Source organism: Rhizobium sp. BK591, from assembly GCF_014195045.1.
Lineage (GTDB): Bacteria > Pseudomonadota > Alphaproteobacteria > Rhizobiales > Rhizobiaceae > Rhizobium > Rhizobium anhuiense.
Map to the genome: position 1 here is coordinate 51,651 of NZ_JACIAZ010000007.1, position 16,345 is coordinate 67,995.

At 62.3% G+C, this 16,345-nt stretch carries 13 protein-coding genes; 10 read left to right on the forward strand and 3 right to left on the reverse strand.

The features are described from left to right. Positions 1-97: 97 nt before the first annotated feature. Positions 98-1,246, reverse strand: a complete 1,149-nt coding sequence (gene dgoD, locus FHX10_RS27325; RefSeq protein ID WP_047616194.1) for a galactonate dehydratase — start codon at positions 1,244-1,246, stop codon at positions 98-100. 58 nt (positions 1,247-1,304) lie between these two features. Continuing rightward, positions 1,305-2,048, reverse strand: coding sequence for a FadR/GntR family transcriptional regulator (locus tag FHX10_RS27330; RefSeq protein ID WP_047616196.1), 744 nt, complete (start codon positions 2,046-2,048; stop codon positions 1,305-1,307). 212 nt (positions 2,049-2,260) lie between these two features. On the opposite strand from FHX10_RS27330, the gene FHX10_RS27335 reads away from it, so the two are divergent. From FHX10_RS27335 to FHX10_RS27380, 10 genes are all read left to right on the forward strand, one after another. Beyond that, a complete protein-coding gene (locus tag FHX10_RS27335; protein ID WP_063475266.1) occupies positions 2,261-3,244 on the forward strand; it encodes an arabinose ABC transporter substrate-binding protein in 984 nt (327 codons plus the stop codon). A 69-nt stretch (positions 3,245-3,313) separates the two neighbouring features. Then, positions 3,314-4,819, forward strand: coding sequence for an L-arabinose ABC transporter ATP-binding protein AraG (gene araG / locus FHX10_RS27340; RefSeq protein ID WP_063475267.1), 1,506 nt, complete (start codon positions 3,314-3,316; stop codon positions 4,817-4,819). Between the two features lie 17 nt (positions 4,820-4,836). Further along, entirely contained in the window at positions 4,837-5,787 is a 951-nt protein-coding gene (gene araH / locus FHX10_RS27345) for an L-arabinose ABC transporter permease AraH (protein WP_047616201.1), read from the forward strand. Beyond that, positions 5,784-6,674 (forward strand): aldose 1-epimerase, encoded by an 891-nt coding sequence (locus tag FHX10_RS27350; RefSeq protein WP_063475268.1) that lies wholly within the window; start codon positions 5,784-5,786, stop codon positions 6,672-6,674. The genes araH and FHX10_RS27350 overlap by 4 nt, the downstream gene beginning before the upstream one ends. Then, a complete protein-coding gene (locus FHX10_RS27355; RefSeq protein ID WP_047616204.1) occupies positions 6,675-7,454 on the forward strand; it encodes an SDR family oxidoreductase in 780 nt (259 codons plus the stop codon). A 151-nt stretch (positions 7,455-7,605) separates the two neighbouring features. Next, positions 7,606-8,037 carry an OsmC family protein gene (locus FHX10_RS27360; protein ID WP_047616206.1) on the forward strand — a complete coding sequence of 144 codons (432 nt, stop codon included), beginning with the start codon at positions 7,606-7,608 and terminating at the stop codon, positions 8,035-8,037. A 221-nt stretch (positions 8,038-8,258) separates the two neighbouring features. Then, positions 8,259-8,867, forward strand: a complete 609-nt coding sequence (locus tag FHX10_RS27365) for a TetR family transcriptional regulator (RefSeq protein WP_047616208.1) — start codon at positions 8,259-8,261, stop codon at positions 8,865-8,867. A gap of 50 nt (positions 8,868-8,917) precedes the next feature. Next, positions 8,918-10,057, forward strand: coding sequence for an efflux RND transporter periplasmic adaptor subunit (locus tag FHX10_RS27370; protein WP_063475269.1), 1,140 nt, complete (start codon positions 8,918-8,920; stop codon positions 10,055-10,057). Positions 10,058-10,084: 27 nt separating this feature from the next. Further along, positions 10,085-13,231, forward strand: coding sequence for an efflux RND transporter permease subunit (locus FHX10_RS27375; protein ID WP_047616212.1), 3,147 nt, complete (start codon positions 10,085-10,087; stop codon positions 13,229-13,231). A 234-nt stretch (positions 13,232-13,465) separates the two neighbouring features. Beyond that, a complete protein-coding gene (locus FHX10_RS27380) occupies positions 13,466-15,376 on the forward strand; it encodes a beta-N-acetylhexosaminidase (protein WP_063475270.1) in 1,911 nt (636 codons plus the stop codon). Between the two features lie 14 nt (positions 15,377-15,390). On the opposite strand, the gene FHX10_RS27385 is transcribed toward FHX10_RS27380, so the two are convergent. Further along, a complete protein-coding gene (locus FHX10_RS27385; protein WP_063475271.1) occupies positions 15,391-16,302 on the reverse strand; it encodes an ROK family protein in 912 nt (303 codons plus the stop codon). Positions 16,303-16,345: the final 43 nt, after the last annotated feature.

Genomic DNA, 16,345 nt, shown 5'->3' on the forward strand with positions numbered 1-16,345 from the left:
CGGTGAACGAAAAAAGGCCGCTTTGAGCGGCCCAATCACTTTGAGTGGCGCATAATCCTTTCCGAAAATCGGTTCCGATTTTCGGGGTTATGCGCTCTCACCACTCGGCGAAGCTGCCGTCGGCGTGCCGCCAGATCGGGTTGCGCCAGCGATGGCCCTCCTTGGCGCGTTCGATGACATAAGCCTCGTCGACCTCGATGCCGAGGCCGGGACCCTGCGGGATCGAAACGAAACCATCGGCATAGTGGAACACCTCCTTGTTGGAGATGTAGTCGAGGATGTCGTTGCCCTTGTTGTAGTGGATGCCGAGGCTCTGTTCCTGGATGAAGGCGTTGTAGCTGACGGCATCGACCTGCAGGCAGGCGGCGAGCGCGATCGGGCCGAGCGGGCAATGCGGCGCCAGCGCCACGTCATAGGCTTCGGCCATCGCCGCGATCTTGCGGCATTCGGTAATGCCGCCGGCATGGGAGAGATCCGGCTGGATGATGTCGACATAGCCGTCGGACAGAACCTGCTTGAAGTCCCAGCGCGAAAAGAGCCGTTCGCCGAGCGCGATCGGCGTCGAGGTATGGTTGACGATATCGCGCAGCGCTTCCTTGTTTTCCGAAAGCACCGGCTCCTCGATAAACATCAGCTTGTAGGGATCGAGCTCCTTGGCGAGAACCTTCGCCATCGGTTTGTGCACACGGCCGTGGAAATCGACGCCGATGCCGATATGCGGGCCGATCGCTTCGCGGATGGCGGCGATGGTTTCGACTGCCTTCTCCACCTTCTCGTTGGTGTCGACGATCTGCATCTCCTCGCAGCCATTGAGTTTGATCGCCTTGAAACCGCGGGCAACCACCTCCCTGGCATTGTTGGCGACATCCGAGGGACGGTCGCCGCCGATCCAGGAATAGACCTTGATACGATCACGGAGCTGGCCGCCGAGGAGCGAATGGATCGGCTGGCCGAGCGCCTTGCCCTTGATGTCCCAGAGCGCCTGGTCGATGCCCGAGATCGCGCTCATATGAACGGCGCCGCCGCGATAGAAGCCGCCGCGATACATCACGGTCCAGTGGTCCTCGATCAGGAAGGGATCCTTGCCGATCAGATAGTCTTCCAGTTCGTGGACGGCCGCCTGAACAGTCAGCGCCCGGCCCTCGACGACCGGTTCGCCCCAGCCGACGATGCCCTCGTCGGTCTCGACCTTCAAAAACAGCCAGCGCGGCGGCACGATATAAGTGGTGAGTTTGGTGATCTTCATCGCTGTCTTTCAGTCTCTTCCCGGGTTTGCGATCGGCATGTCCGCAGGTGGTGATCCATCATTTCGTTCTGCCGATCGCCTTTTCGGCGGCGGCAAGGTCGCGCACCGCAAGATCGAGCATGCGGTTGGCGCATTCGCGGGCGCCCGCCTTGTCGCGCATGCGCAGGGCCTCGACCAACTGGCCGTGAACGATGACCGCATCCTCGCGATTCTCGACGGCGATGTTGGAGGCATGCAGCGCATATTTCAGCGCCGCATGGATGGCGCTCGACAGGCGGCGGAAGACCTGGTTGTGGCTGGCGGTGAGCAGCACCGTATGGAACATGACATCGGCCTCGGTGAAGCTTTCCGGGTCGCGGGCACTGTCGCGCATCTGCCGCCAGGCCTTGTCGAGATCGGCGATCTCCTGGGCGCTGGCCCGCTCGGCGGCATATTCCGCAGCTGCCGGCTCGATGGTGCGGCGGGCTTCGAGAATGCAGCCGAGCAGGTCGAAATCCTTGATGTAAGGGCCGATCCACTCGAGCACGTCGGCATCGAGTATATTCCAGTCGTCCCGGTCGCAGACGGTGGTTCCGACCCGCGGTTTGCCGCGGACGAGGCCCTTTGATTCCAGCACCTTCAGCGATTCGCGAATGACGGTGCGGCTGACGCCGTAGAGCTCGCACAGGTCGTTCTCGCGCGGCAGCGGCGTGCCTGAGGGATAGCGGTCCGCGCAGATATCCTGAGCGATCGCCGCCGTGACGTTGCGGCCTACGCGCGGTCGGCGCTTTTCGGCCGCGTCCTGTCGCTCGATTGTTTCCAACTCACCTCTCCGCTCTATCTCCGGCGCGAAGCAATCGAACCTCATTATCCGAATTCGATCCGCTTTGCGACGCTTCCTCCCGGCCTCTCGTCAATAATCCTATTATTCCAATCATCATACATTGGCAATTGACTGGTATGATGATTTATCATAATTCATAGGGCGCTGCCGGGGAGGCAGCTGCTCGGTTTTTAGAGTTCAGGGAGAGAGACATGCGCTTGTTCAAAGCAGCCATCCTGGCTGGCACTTTCGCCATTCTGGCGGCCGGCTCGGCATTTTCCGCAGACGTCAAGATTGGGTTCATCGTCAAGCAGCCCGAGGAGCCGTGGTTCCAGGACGAATGGAAATTCGCTGACCAGGCCGCCAAGGAAAAAGGCTTCACCGTCGTCAAGATCGGCGCCGAAGACGGCGAGAAGGTGCAGTCGGCGATCGACAATCTCGGCGCCCAGGGTGCGCAGGGCTTCATCATCTGCACGCCCGACGTCAAACTCGGCCCCGGCATCGTCGCCAAGGCTGAAGCCAACCAACTGAAGCTGATGACGGTCGACGACCGCCTCGTCAGCGCCGATGGCAAGCCGTTGGAAGACGTACCGCATATGGGCATTTCTGCCACCAAGATCGGCGAGACCGTCGGCCAGGCCATCGTCGACGAAATCAAGAAGCGCGGCTGGGATATGAAAAATGTCGGTGCGGTGCGGGTCTCCTACGACCAGCTACCGACTGCCGTCGACCGCGTCGAAGGGGCGATCTCGGTGCTGAAGTCCGCCGGCTTCCCGGCCGAGAACATCTATGACGCGCCGCAGGCAAAGACCGACACGGAAGCGGCGCTCAATGCGGCAACCACCGTTCTCAACAAACATGCCGATGTGAAATATTGGGTCGCCTTCGGCCTCAACGACGAAGCCGTTCTCGGCGCCGTCCGTGCCTCCGAGTCGGTCGGCATTCCGGCGGCCAACGTCATCGGTGTCGGCATCGGCGGCGCGGAATCGGCGATCAACGAATTCAAGAAGCCGGCTGCGACGGGCTTCTTCGGCACCGTCATCATCTCACCGAAGCGTCACGGCTATGAGACGGCGCTCAACATGTATGACTGGATCGCCAACGGCAAGGAGCCGGCAAAACTGACGCTGACCGCCGGTTCCCTGGCGCTGCGCGGCGATTACGACAAGGTTCGCAAGGATCTTGGCATCGAGTGATCGTCCTTTGAGGATGATATATGCCCGGCGGCCGCTCAGCGCCGCCGGGTCTTTCTCGACGGAGCGACGATGGCTTTCCTCGAATTCAACAATATTTCCAAGGGTTATCCCGGCGTGCAGGCGCTGGCGGATGTTTCCTTCCCTGTCGAGAAGGGCGCCGTCCACGGCCTGATGGGCGAAAACGGCGCCGGTAAATCGACGCTGATCCGGGTGCTGTCAGGCGACCAGGCCGCCGATAGCGGCACCATCCTCATCGACGGCGAGGAGCAGAAATACGGCTCCGTCCGCGACGCCTTCCATGCCGGCGTCATCGTCATCCATCAGGAACTACAGCTCGTTCCGGAGTTGACGGTCGCCGAAAATCTCTGGCTTGGGCGCTTTCCGGCCAAGGGCGGCGTCATCCATTCGAAGACGTTGATCGAGACGGTGCGCACGAAGCTGGAAGAGATCGGCATCGAAGTTGATCCCGCGGCCAAGGTTGCCTCACTTTCGATCGGCGCGCGGCAGATGGTCGAGATCGCCAAGGCCGTCATGCTCGATGCACGGGTAATCGCGCTCGACGAGCCGACCTCCTCGCTTTCCTCACGCGAAAGCGAGATCCTGTTTTCTCTCATCGAGACACTGAAGGCGAAGGGAACTGTCATCCTCTATGTCTCGCATCGTCTCGACGAAATTTTCAGGCTTTGCGACAGCCTGACGGTGCTGCGCGACGGCAAGCTTGCCGCCCACCATCCTCAAATCGGCGAAACGACGCGCGAACAGATCATCTCGGAAATGGTCGGACGCGAGATCAGCAATGTCTGGGGATGGCGCGAACGTCCGCTCGGCGCCGTTCGGCTAGAGGTCAAGGGCCTGTCGGGGCCGAGGCTGCGCCACCCGATCAGCTTTTCGGTCCGCCAGGGCGAGATTCTCGGCTTCTTCGGTCTGATCGGCGCCGGCCGCAGCGAGATGGCGCGGCTGCTTTACGGCGCCGATGCCCGGCATCAGGGCCAAGTGACGATCGACGGCGTCGCCGTTTCGCCGAACAATCCGAAAGCGGCGATCAATGCCGGCATGGTGCTGTGCCCCGAGGACCGCAAGTTCGACGGCATCGTCCAGGGCCGATCGATCGAAGAGAATATCGCGATCTCGTCGCGCCGGCATTTTTCGCCCTTCGGCATTCTGAGCCTGAGACAAGAGGCGGCGCTCGCCGACCAGTTCATCGCCAAGCTTCGGGTGCGAACGCCGTCGCGCAAGCAGGACATCATCAATCTCTCCGGCGGCAACCAGCAGAAAGTCATTCTCGGCCGCTGGCTGTCCGAGCAGGGCATCCAGGTTCTCGTCATCGACGAGCCGACGCGCGGCATCGACGTCGGGGCGAAATCGGAAATCTACGAAATCCTCTACGAGCTTGCCGCCGGCGGTATGGCGATCGTGGTGATTTCAAGCGAGTTGCCCGAAGTCATGGGCATCTCCGATCGCATCATGGTGATGTGCCAGGGCAGGGTGGCGGCCAATGTCGCCCGCCAAGATTTCGACGAGCGCAGCATCCTGACGGCGGCGCTCCCCGACAAGAATGCCGCAGGCACCATTTAAGACTGGGAACACGGACGATGCATTCGGTGAAAAAAATCCTTCTCGGCGAACAGGGGCTGGTGGTGATCTTCACTGCTGCCTTCGTGATCGTCTCGCTCTTCGTGCCGAACTTTCTGACCGAGCGAAACATGCTGGGGCTGCTTCAGTCGGTCGTCACGATCGGCATCGTCGCCTGTACGATGATGTTCTGCCTGGCGTCTCGCGATTTCGACCTTTCGGTCGGATCGATCGTCGCCTTCTCCGGCATGATCGCGGTGATGGTCTCGAATGCGACGGGCTCCATTCCCCTCGGGCTGCTCGCCGCCTTGTTGTGCGGGGCCCTCGTCGGCTTCGTCAACGGCATCGTCATCGCCCGCTTTCGCATCAATGCGCTGATCACCACGCTGGCGACCATGCAGATCGTGCGCGGGCTGGCGCTGATCGCCTCGGATGGTCGCGCCGTCGGCATCAACGATCCTGCCTTCTACCAGCTTGCCCTGTCGCGTTTCCTGACCGTGCCGACGCCGATCTGGATCATGCTGATCCTTTTCATCCTCTTCGGTTTCGTTCTCAACCGCACCGTCTTCGGCAAGAACACCCTGGCGATCGGCGGCAATCCCGAGGCCTCGCGGCTTGCGGGCGTCAACGTCGTCAACATGCGCATCTGGATCTTTGCGCTGCAGGGTCTCGTCTGCGGCGTTGCCGGCATCCTGCTTGCCTCGCGCATCACCTCCGGCCAGCCGAATGCAGCGACGGGACTCGAACTCTCGGTGATTTCGGCCTGCGTTCTCGGCGGTGTTTCGCTGGCCGGCGGCAGAGCGGCGATGAGCGGTGTGATCGTCGGCGTGCTGATCATGGGCATTGCCGAAAATGTCATGAACCTCTTGAATATCCAGGCATTCTATCAATATGTCGTACGTGGGCTGATCCTGCTGATCGCGGTGCTGCTCGACAATTTGAGGTCTTCAGCTGCGGGGCGACGCGGATGAACCAAGGAAGAGCCGGCGACGAAATCGAATTGCGGCACGGCGACCTCGTCGTCCGGGTCAGCCATCGGGGTGCCGCCGTCACCGCCGCAACATATCGGGGCGTGCCCTTTCTCGTTGCGGCCGGCGGGCCTGAAGAAACGATGGCAAATTTCGCGATGGTGCCGTTGGGCAACCGCGTGGAAGGCAATGTCATGTCCTTTGCCGATCGCGACTATACCTTCCAGCCGAATACTGCCGATCCGCTCTATCGGCATGGCGATGGCTGGCTCAGCCTCTGGCAGCTTGAAGACTCGAGCCCGGAGCACGCGCAGTTCTGCTTTTCCCGGGGCGCCGACAGTGTTTCACCTTATGCCTATCTCACCCGGCAGGAGATCCGTCTCGCCGGCAATGCGCTGGTGCTGACACTTTTCGTGGAAAACCGGGGCGAAACCGCTCTTCCCTTCGGGCTCGGTCAGCATCCCTTCTTCGCGCGGACGCCAAAGACGAGGCTGATGGTTGCGGCCGATCGTTACTGGAGCGAGCGACCCGACCATCTTCCCGATATGCCCGGCCCCGTGCCCGATGATTTCGATTTCAGGTCCGGCAGGCTGTTGCCGCAGAAATGGATGAACAATGCCTTCGAGGGTTGGAACGGACGGGCTGCTATCACCTGGCCGGAACTTGGAATTCAGGCGGCGCTCGAAGCCGATGGTGCGCTCGATCGCTTCATGCTCTATATGCCCGTCACCCGCGGCGACTTCTTCTGCCTCGAGCCGATGAGCCACTTGCCGAACGGCCACCACCTGCCCGATTTCGGTGGGCTCAGGCGGCTTGCGCCGGGGGAGGCTCTTGCCGGCACGGTGACGATCCTGATGTCGGAACTGCCGGTTCAATCGGAGGTGAGATAGATGGGCAGCCGCCTGCATGGCAAGAACATCCTGATCACGGGTGCCGCGCAGGGTATCGGTCTTGCGATGGCAAAGGCTTTCATGCGGGAGGATGCCGCCGTTTTTCTCGTCGATCGCGATGCGGCGCGGCTGGCGAAGGCAGCGAAAGCGCTTCAGAGCAGTGGCGGCCGGCTTGGTTATCTGCCGGCCGACATTACCGATGCCGGAACGATCACGACGTTGGTGGCCCAGGCGAAGGAAGAGATCGGAGAGCTGAACGCGCTCGTCAACAATGCCGGGGTGAATGTCTTTGCCGAACCACTCGAGACGACGGACGAGGAATGGAACCGCTGCTTCGACATCAATCTCAAGGGCGCCTGGAACTGCTGCAAGGCGGTGCTGCCCGGCCTGATCGAACAGGGCGGCGGCGTCATTCTCAACATTGCCTCGACGCACGCTTTCACCATCATCCCGCACACATTTCCCTATCCGCTGGCAAAACACGCCCTGCTCGGGATGACGAAATCCCTGGGTCTCGAATATGCGGCCCGCAATATCCGCGTCAACGCACTGGCGCCGGGCTATGTCTCGACACAGAAGGTGATCGATTACTGGAACAGCTTCCCCGATCCGGAAGCGGCAAAGGCCGAAACGATGAGGCTGCATCCCGGCGGGCGCATCGCGACACCGGAGGAGATCGCCATGGCGGCCGTGTTCATGATTTCGGACGAATGCCCGTTCATGAATGGCACTTGCCTGACGATCGACGGTGGTCTCAGCGTCTTGCAGCATCCCGGCTGAAAGGGCTTCGATTTTCGCTGATTTTTACAGGCCTGTCGTCTTCTCCGGATAGAGCATTATATTGCCCTTCGGGAAGGCTATTTGATCTCCCGCGGGCATGGAGCGGCGCCCTGCCGCTTGCTCGAAAGCACAATCGAAACAGGAGGACGGCATGCAGATCAATCGTACGGCTTCGGCCCATTGGACCGGTGGCCTCAAGGACGGCAAAGGCCTGATCTCGACGCAGAGCGGCGCCCTGAAGGACTATCCCTACGGCTTCGCAAGTCGCTTCGAAGGCATTGCTGGCACCAACCCGGAAGAACTGATCGGCGCAGCCCATGCCGGTTGCTTCACCATGGCGCTGTCGTTGATCCTCGGCGAAGCCGGCTTTACCGCCGAGCATATGGAAACCTCCGCCAAGGTAACGCTGGAAAGCGTCGAGGGCGGCTTTGCCATCACCGCCATCCATCTTTCGCTCTCTGGCCGTATTCCCGGTGCCGATGAGGCGACCTTCACCGAGCTTGCCAACAAGGCCAAGGCCGGTTGCCCTGTGTCCAAGGCGCTCGCCTCCGTTCCGATCACGCTCGACGTCAAGCTCGCCTGATTTCCGGCCGCCGATGAGGTGCCGCGCGCGTTTCGCGTCGCGGCACTTTTCAATTGCGCCCGACCGCCATCGTCCATCTGCTTCAGAAAATCCCTCACACGACCAAATGGCCGTCCTGCCGAGAGCTGTACTGCGCTCAGGGATGTTGACAAGTGACGCCTGATATTTTACGACTGACGAAATTCAAAATTCGTCAGTCGTAATTCGAGGCATCGAAAATCATGGACGAGATTGCGGAAAACACGCTCGACATCACTCGGCAGGAGAATGTCACCCGCATTCTTGATGCGGCCGAGCGGCTGTTTCGGCATTATGGCTACAGCAAGACGACGGTGGCCGACATTGCCCGCGATCTTGGCATGTCGCCCGCCAATATCTATCGTTTCTTCGCCTCCAAGGTGGAAATCCACCAGGCGCTCTGCGGGCGCATGCTCGCCACCGCTTATCAGATCGCCTACGACATCCGCCATCAGCCGATCAGCGCCAGCGAGCGGTTGCGCCGCTATGTCGAGACCCAGCATCAATTGACGCTGGATCTGATGCTCGATGAGATGAAGGTGCATGAGATGATCATCGTCGCGATCGAGCGCGACTGGCACGTCATCGAAAAACATATCGACCGCGTCCATGATCTCATTGCCGAAATCATTGCCGAAGGCATTGCCGCCGGCGAGTTCGTCGAGCAGGACCCGGTCGTTGCCTCGCGCTGCTTCGGCGCGGCGACGATCAATCTCTGCCATCCGCAAATGGTGGCCCAATGCCTTGCCAAAACCAACCGCGCAAGCGTCGACGAACTGATCGACTACGTGATCAGGGCGCTGAAGAAATAATGGACGGCAGCCGCCGTCGAGACCCCCGAAACGATCCAGGAGTGCGGAAGATGTTTTCGCTCAAGACCCTCAGCTACCGCATGCCGTCCGTCACCAGTCTCGCGCTCGTCGGCGCGATTGGCATCGGCGTTTCCGCGTGCTCGGAAGAGAAGGCTGAGGTCAAGCAAGTCGTCCGGCCGGTGAAGGTCGTCGAGATCGCCAAGGCCGGCGACACGCGCAAGCTCGATTATTCCGGCTCGGTCAAGGCGCGCACGGAGATGAACCTCGGTTTCCGCGTCGCCGGCAAGATCACAGAACGCCTCGTCGATATCGGCGACCGGGTGACGCCGGGCGATGTTCTTGCCCGCGTCGACGCCACGGATTACCAGCTGGCGGTCAGGACGGCCGAAGCCAATCTCGCCGCGGCCGAAAGGGGTGTCGAAACCACCGATCTCGTCAACAAACGCGCCGAGCAGCTTTTCGACAAGAGTGTCGCCCCGAAGTCTCAGGTTGAACAGGCCTCACTCAGCCATGACCAGGCGATCTCGCAGCGCGATGCCGCCCTTTCGGCGCTCGACCAGGCGAAAAACCAGGTGAGCTACACCGAGCTCAAGGCCGGTCAGAACGGCATCGTCACCGCGATCAATGCCGATACCGGCCAGGTCGTCGGCTCCGGCACCGCCGTCGTCACCGTTGCCGTCGACGGCGAGAAGGAAGTGCAGATCGCGGTTCCGGAAAACGACATTGCCGAATTCAAGCCGGGCAAGACAGTCAAGGCCAGTTTCTGGGCCGACGACAGGCTGGTGCTCGACGGCAAGGTGCGGGAGGTTTCCGGTAGCGCCGACCAGCAATCGCGCACCTTTGCGGTTCGCGTGAGCTTGCCGAACGATCCGCAGGTGCTGCTCGGCATGACGGCGACGATCGAGGCCGATGTCAGCAATGGCAACAGCTATGTCTCGATCCCGCTCAGCGCGCTCGCCGAGAAGGACGGCAAGAAGATGGTCTGGACCGTCGATCGCAATACGTCGACTGTGCATGGCCGCGACATCAAGGTCGCCGATTTCACCGGCGACGGCGTGCATGTGATCGAGGGCCTCGACAGCGGCGATCTCGTCGTTGCGGCCGGCACGCAGTTCATGAGCGAAAACCTGAAGGTGAAGGTGCCGGACCAGCAGTCGGCCCTGGCCGCCACGGACCAGACCGTCCGCTGATCGGGCCATAGGATAGGGAATAAGACCATGGACGCCACCACCACCGAGAAGCGGCCCTTCAACCTGTCGCGCTGGGCAATCGGACATCCGAGCATCGCCCGCTTCCTCTTCGGGCTGATCATCATCACCGGCGTGCTCGGGCTGATGCGCATGGGCCAGCGCGAGGATCCCGAATTCACCTTCCGCGTCATGGTCGTTCAGGCGATCTGGCCGGGCGCTTCCATACAGGAGATGGAAGATCAGGTCGTCAACAAGATCGAGCGCAAGCTGCAGGAAACTCCGCATATCGACTGGGTCAAGTCCTATACGCGGGCGGGCAGTGCGATCATCACCCTGCAGGTCAAGGGCGATACGAATTCGAAGGATGTGGCGGACGCTTTCTACCAGGTGCGCAAGAAGGTCGGCGACATCTCCAGCGAGCTGCCGCAGGGCCTGCTCGGCCCCTATTTCAACGACGAGTTCGGCGACACGTTCATCACACTGCATTCGATCAGCGGCGACGGCTATTCCTATCCGGAACTGAAGAAATTCGCGATCCAGGCGCGCGACATGCTGCTGACGACGCCGGGCGTCGAGAAGGCCGTGATCATCGGCGACCAGCCTGAGAAGATCTATATCGACGTCTCGTCCAAGGCGCTCGCCGAGCGCGGCCTGACGATCCTCGATCTGCAGAATGCCATCAAGGGCCAGAACAATGTCGATCCGGCCGGCTCCGTCGATACCGGCTTGCGCTCGGTGCGCATATCCGTCGAAGGCGACGTGAAGAAGGCGACCGATATTCGCGAGTTGCGCCTTCGCGCCGGCGGCCAGGTGACGCGGCTTGGCGATATCGCCACCGTCAGTTCCGGGCTCGAAGATCCCTATCAGCGCAAGTACCGTTTCAACGGCCACGAGAGCGTTCAGGTCGGCGTCGTCATGGCCAAGGGCTTCAACGTCACCGATGTCGGCAAGGATGTGGAGGCGACCTATCAGCGCTTCGAGGAGGCGCTGCCTTATGGCGTCTCGGTCGATCAGATCGCCAACCAGCCCGACGTGGTGACGGACGCGATCAGTGAATTCATGCATGCGCTCGGCGAAGCCCTCGTCATCGTGCTGGTTGTCTCGTTCCTGTCGATCGGCTGGCGTTCGGGCCTCGTCATTGCCATCGCCATTCCTCTGGTGCTCGCAGCCACCTTCGCGCTGATGTACGAACTCGGCATCGACCTGCAGCGCATCTCGCTCGGCGCGCTGATCATCGCGCTCGGCCTGCTCGTCGACGATGCGATGATCGTCGTCGAGATGATGGAGCGAAAGCTGGAGGAGGGGCTCGTCAAGATCGAAGCGGCGAGCTTCGCCTATTCCTCGACCGCCTTCCCGATGCTGACGGGTACGCTGATCACCACGGCCGGCTTCATCCCCGTCGGCTTTGCCGCATCGACGGCCGGCGAATATGTGCGGTCGCTGTTCTATGTGGTCGGTATCGCGCTGGTGACCTCGTGGTTCGTCGCGGTCTACTTCACGCCGTGGCTCGGCTATATGATCCTCAAGCAGCGCCATCACGCCGGCGAGCATCACGATGCCTTCGACACCGGCTTCTATCGCCGGCTGCGCGGCACGGTCGGCTGGGCGGTGCGCCACCGGGTCATCGTGCTGCTTCTGACGCTCGGCACCTTCGTCACCAGCCTCTGGGCCTTCCAGTTCATCCCGCAGAATTTCTTCCCGCAGTCCTCGCGGCCGGAAATCCTCGTCGATCTCTGGCTGCCCGAGGGCACCAGCATCAAGGAAGTCGAGGTGCAGGCAAAGGCGCTCGAAGCCAAGATGATGGACGACCCCGACAAGAAGTTCATCGCCACCTATATTGGCGAAGGCGCGCCGCGTTTCTTCCTGCCGCTCGACCAGCAGCTGCGCAATCCGAACTTCGCCCAGTTGCTCGTCATGGCCAATGACGAACCGGCGCGCGAGCGGCTGATCACCAAGCTGCGGACGATCCTGGCGGAAGACTTCCCCGACATTCGCGGCAAGGTCGACCGCCTCTTCCTCGGCCCACCGACTGGCTGGCCCGTCCAAATGCGCGTCATGGGGCCGGACCGCGGGGAAGTCAGGGCGATCGCCGATCAGGTGAAGGCGCGTTTCCAGGCCAATCCGATGCTCGGCGCCATCCATGACGATTGGCTGGAGCAGGTGCCGGCGATGAAGTTGGTGATCGACCAGGATCGCGCCCGGGCACTCGGCGTCACTTCGCAGCGCGTTCGCCAGATGTTGCAGACTGCCATGTCGGGTGCGGCGCTCGATGATTTCCGCGACGGCGAGGAGACGGTCTCGATCGTCGCCCGCGAGCCGGATGCCAGCCGTTCGCTGCTGTCGGCGGTCAACTCTGTCTATGTGCCGACGGACTTCGGCGGCTTCGTGCCGGTCTCGCAGGTCGCCAAGGTCGTGCCGGTCATGGAGCAGGGCATCGAATGGCGGCGCGACCGCCTGCCGACGATCACCGTGCGTGCGACGCTGCCCGACGATGTGCAGCCGAACGATGTGGTGATGAAGATGTATGCCGACATGAAGGACCTGCGCGACAGCCTGCCGGCCGGCTATAAAGTCGAGATCCAGGGCGGCGCCGAGGATGCGGCGGAAAGCCAGATGTCGATCGCCGCCAAGGCGCCGATCATGCTCGCCGTCATCATCGTGCTGCTGATGATACAGCTGCAGCATTTCGGCAAGGCGATGCTGGTGCTCGCCACCGGGCCGCTCGGCATTATCGGTGCGGCGGCGGCACTGCTGATCAGCGGCGCGCCCTTCGGCTTCGTGGCGATCCTCGGGGTCATCGCGCTGCTCGGCATCATCATGCGCAACTCGATCATCCTGGTTGACCAGATTGACCAGGATATCAAAGCCGGCATGCACCGGCAAGAGGCGATCGTCGGCGCGGCCGTGCGGCGTTTCCGGCCGATCATGCTGACGGCGCTGACCGCCGTGCTGGCGCTTATCCCGATCTCGCGCGGCGTCTTCTGGGGTCCGCTCGCCTACGCGATGATGGGCGGCATCCTGGTTGCCACAGTGCTCACCATTCTGGTTCTGCCCGCCGGTTACGCCCTTTTCTTCGGCCGGGAGCCGAAGGCGAAGGACGAGCCAGGCCAGCATGCCGACGCCATCCAGGAAGAGGCGGATGACAGACATCCGCCGGCGTTGGCCGCAGAGTGAGGACGGCGCGGCGAAAGCCGCGCCGTTTTCCTTGCAGGCCCGCAGATCCCGACCAAGATGCACCGCTGTTGAACCCGTAGAGCCTGGTTGGAAGGCTTTGAACGGTTTTCATGCTGCAGCCCGCCCTGAACCTGCGCGCCGATTCCATTGCCGCCTCGAAAAAGCTAAGCTGCGAAAGCACGCCGGGAGTCCAGTCGCGATCCCGGTCACTCATCGACGGGGCAGGGCACGACCATGGCCGATTACCATCTGGAAGCAACCTGGAGCCCGATCGAGGGCAGCTTTGGGCGCTTGACCTTCACGCTGTTCAATCTTTCGGCCGAGCCGCTCTCCGGCTTCTCGCTGGCCTACACCTCGGAAACGCGCGTTGCCGACAAACATGTCTGCGATGGCGGCAGCCTGAAACAGCAGCTCGCGCATTTCCACGAATTCCTACCGAGCGACGGCCTGAGCGTGGCGCCCGGGGGGCGCTGGCGGTTCACCGTCGAGGGCCTGACCAGAGAGCCGAAACATGCGACATCAGGTATCAAATCGGCCTATCTGACACTTGGCGACGGGCGCCATGTTCCCGTCGGTTTCGGCGATCTCATGCTCGAAGGCCGGGAAGGCGGCGTGGCGCCGCCGCTTCTGCCGCCGGGTCGGGCCGAGGAGCCCTATGCGCTGCTGCCCTGGCCGCTGGCTCTCGGGCTGAAGGCAGGAGAGCTGCCCGTCGTCCTTTATCCGGCCGAGCGGACGCGGCCCGATGCGGTCAAGGCGCTCGCCCTGGTTCTGGAACTCTACCAGCGGCTCTATCCGGCCGACAACGTCCCGTTCTCCCTCAGTGCCGTCAAAGGCGGACGGGCCATTCGTTTCGTCACCGAATCCTCGATCGCCGCCTTTGCCTATGAATTGCGTTTCACCGCGCATGAGATCGTTCTGTCGAGTGCCGATGCCGCTGGGCGGCAATACGGGCTGATCAGCCTGGCGCAGCTGCTGCATGGCGGCCGCGCCGATCGTGAGAGCTTCAAATTCCCCAATTTCGGCACGATCGCCGACCAGCCGCGTTATGACTGGCGCGGTTGTCATCTCGACGTGTCCAGGCAGTTTTATCCGGTGGCCGATATCATGCGGCTGATCGATATTCTCGCTTGGAACAAGCTCAACATCTTCCACTGGCATCTGACCGACGACGAAGCCTGGCGGCTGGAGATCAAGGCCTATCCCGCACTGACGGAGATCGGCGCGCGGCGCGGGCCTGATGAAGTGCTCATGCCGCAACTCGGCGACGGGGCGGAACCGCGCTCCGGCCATTACACCCAGGACGATGTCAGGCGGATCGTTGCGCATGCGGCCTCTCTGCACATCGACGTGGTGCCGGAAATCGATATTCCCGGCCACAGCAGCGCGACGCTGCTGTCGCTACCCGCGCTTGTCGACGGGCAGGAGGCGCCGGACAGCTACCGCTCGGTGCAGGGTTATCCCAACAATGCCCTCAATCCGGCTGTCGAATTCACCTATGAATTCCTCGGCAAGGTGTTCGACGAGATGGTGGCGCTGTTTCCCAGCGAATATCTTCATATCGGCGGCGACGAAGTGGCGCAGGGCTCCTGGCTTTCCTCGCCGCTCTGCAAGGCATTGATGGAGCGGGAGAAACTTGCCGGCACCGCCGAGCTGCAATCCTATTTCCTGAAACGTATCAAAGCCATGCTGTCGGAGCGCGGCAGGAAGCTCGCCGGCTGGAACGAGGTCTCGCATGGCGGCGGCGTCGAGCGCGACGGCACGCTGCTGATGGCCTGGGAAAAGCCTGCCGTCGGCATCGAGCTGGCACAGGAAGGCTACGACGTGGTGATGACGCCGGGCCAGGCCTATTATCTCGACATGGCGCAGGCCGAAGCCTGGGCCGAACCCGGCGCGGGCTGGGCGGGGTTCAACCCGCCGGAACACACCTATGCTTATGAGGCCGAGGGCGAGCTGCCGGAGGCGCTGCAGCAGAAGATGCGTGGCATCCAGGCCTGCATTTGGACCGAGAACTTCCTGTCCTGCGCCTATTTCAACCGGCTGGCTTTTCCGCGCCTTCCGGCCGTTGCCGAGGCTGCCTGGACGCCTTTGGCGCGCAAGGACTGGGATCGGTTCGCAGCGATCGTGCGGATGTGGCCGGTGCTTTAGGGAGTCCTCTGGATTTAGGCCGCCTCGGCCTTCAACCCCAGCAGGGCTGCGCCGATCAGGCCGGGCTCGATGCGGCATTCGCTGCGCACCACCAGCGGGCGCTCGAACTTGCGCAGGATGCGGGCGCGCACGGCGTGGTCGAGTTCAGCCAGCAGCGGCTCGACATTGGAAAGCCCGCCGCCGACCGGGACGATGGTCGCGCCGGTGATGTTGATCGTTAGCGCCAAGGGCGAGGCGACGAGATCGACATAGACGTCGATCGTGCGTGTCGCCTTCTCCTCGCCCTGGCGCCACTGGGCGATGATCTCCTCACTGGAAAGGTCGAGATTGTGCAGCGTCTGATGCAGCCGCTCCAGGCCGCGAGCGCCGCCGACGGTGTCGACGCAGCCCTTCTGGCCGCAGCCGCAGGCATAGGCGGGAATGGCGACGGGTGGATTGCCTGCTGCGGATGCGATGATCGGCCCGTGACCCCATTCGCCGGCAAAACCGCCGGCCTCATTGACGAGGCGTCCGTCGGCAACCAAGCCGCCGCCGACGCCGGTGCCGAGGATGGCGCCGAAGACGATGCGGTGGCCGCGGCCGGCGCCGAGGCCGGCTTCGGCCATGGCGAAACAGTCGGCGTCGTTGGCAATCAGCACCGGAAGGCCGAGCTCGGTTTCGAGGTCGGCCGCGAGCGTGCGGCCGTGAATGCAGGGAATGTTGGCGCAGATCAGGCGCTGGGTATCGGGATCGACGACGCCGGCGATGGAAAGCGCGATGCGGCTCGGCCGTTCGCCGGTTTCAGCGATAATGTCGCGCAGGGTCTCGACGAAAGCGGCGAAATCATCCTTCGGCGTCGGGCGGCGGCCGAGGGGAACGATGTCTGTCTCGGAGCGGGCGATGCCCCCTTTGATGGCGGTGCCGCCGATGTCGAATGAAATGATCATTGCACTCTGCCGTTTCTCTGGTCTCCGCGTCTGCTTGCATTGT

Coding starts and splice junctions, on each gene's coding strand:
- dgoD (WP_047616194.1), bottom strand. CDS start 1,246: ATGAAGATCACCAAACTCACCACTTATATCGTGCCGCCGCGCTGGCTG.
- FHX10_RS27335 (WP_063475266.1), top strand. CDS start 2,261: ATGCGCTTGTTCAAAGCAGCCATCCTGGCTGGCACTTTCGCCATTCTG.
- araG (WP_063475267.1), top strand. CDS start 3,314: ATGGCTTTCCTCGAATTCAACAATATTTCCAAGGGTTATCCCGGCGTG.
- araH (WP_047616201.1), top strand. CDS start 4,837: ATGCATTCGGTGAAAAAAATCCTTCTCGGCGAACAGGGGCTGGTGGTG.
- FHX10_RS27350 (WP_063475268.1), top strand. CDS start 5,784: ATGAACCAAGGAAGAGCCGGCGACGAAATCGAATTGCGGCACGGCGAC.
- FHX10_RS27355 (WP_047616204.1), top strand. CDS start 6,675: ATGGGCAGCCGCCTGCATGGCAAGAACATCCTGATCACGGGTGCCGCG.
- FHX10_RS27360 (WP_047616206.1), top strand. CDS start 7,606: ATGCAGATCAATCGTACGGCTTCGGCCCATTGGACCGGTGGCCTCAAG.
- FHX10_RS27365 (WP_047616208.1), top strand. CDS start 8,259: ATGGACGAGATTGCGGAAAACACGCTCGACATCACTCGGCAGGAGAAT.
- FHX10_RS27370 (WP_063475269.1), top strand. CDS start 8,918: ATGTTTTCGCTCAAGACCCTCAGCTACCGCATGCCGTCCGTCACCAGT.
- FHX10_RS27375 (WP_047616212.1), top strand. CDS start 10,085: ATGGACGCCACCACCACCGAGAAGCGGCCCTTCAACCTGTCGCGCTGG.
- FHX10_RS27380 (WP_063475270.1), top strand. CDS start 13,466: ATGGCCGATTACCATCTGGAAGCAACCTGGAGCCCGATCGAGGGCAGC.
- FHX10_RS27385 (WP_063475271.1), bottom strand. CDS start 16,302: ATGATCATTTCATTCGACATCGGCGGCACCGCCATCAAAGGGGGCATC.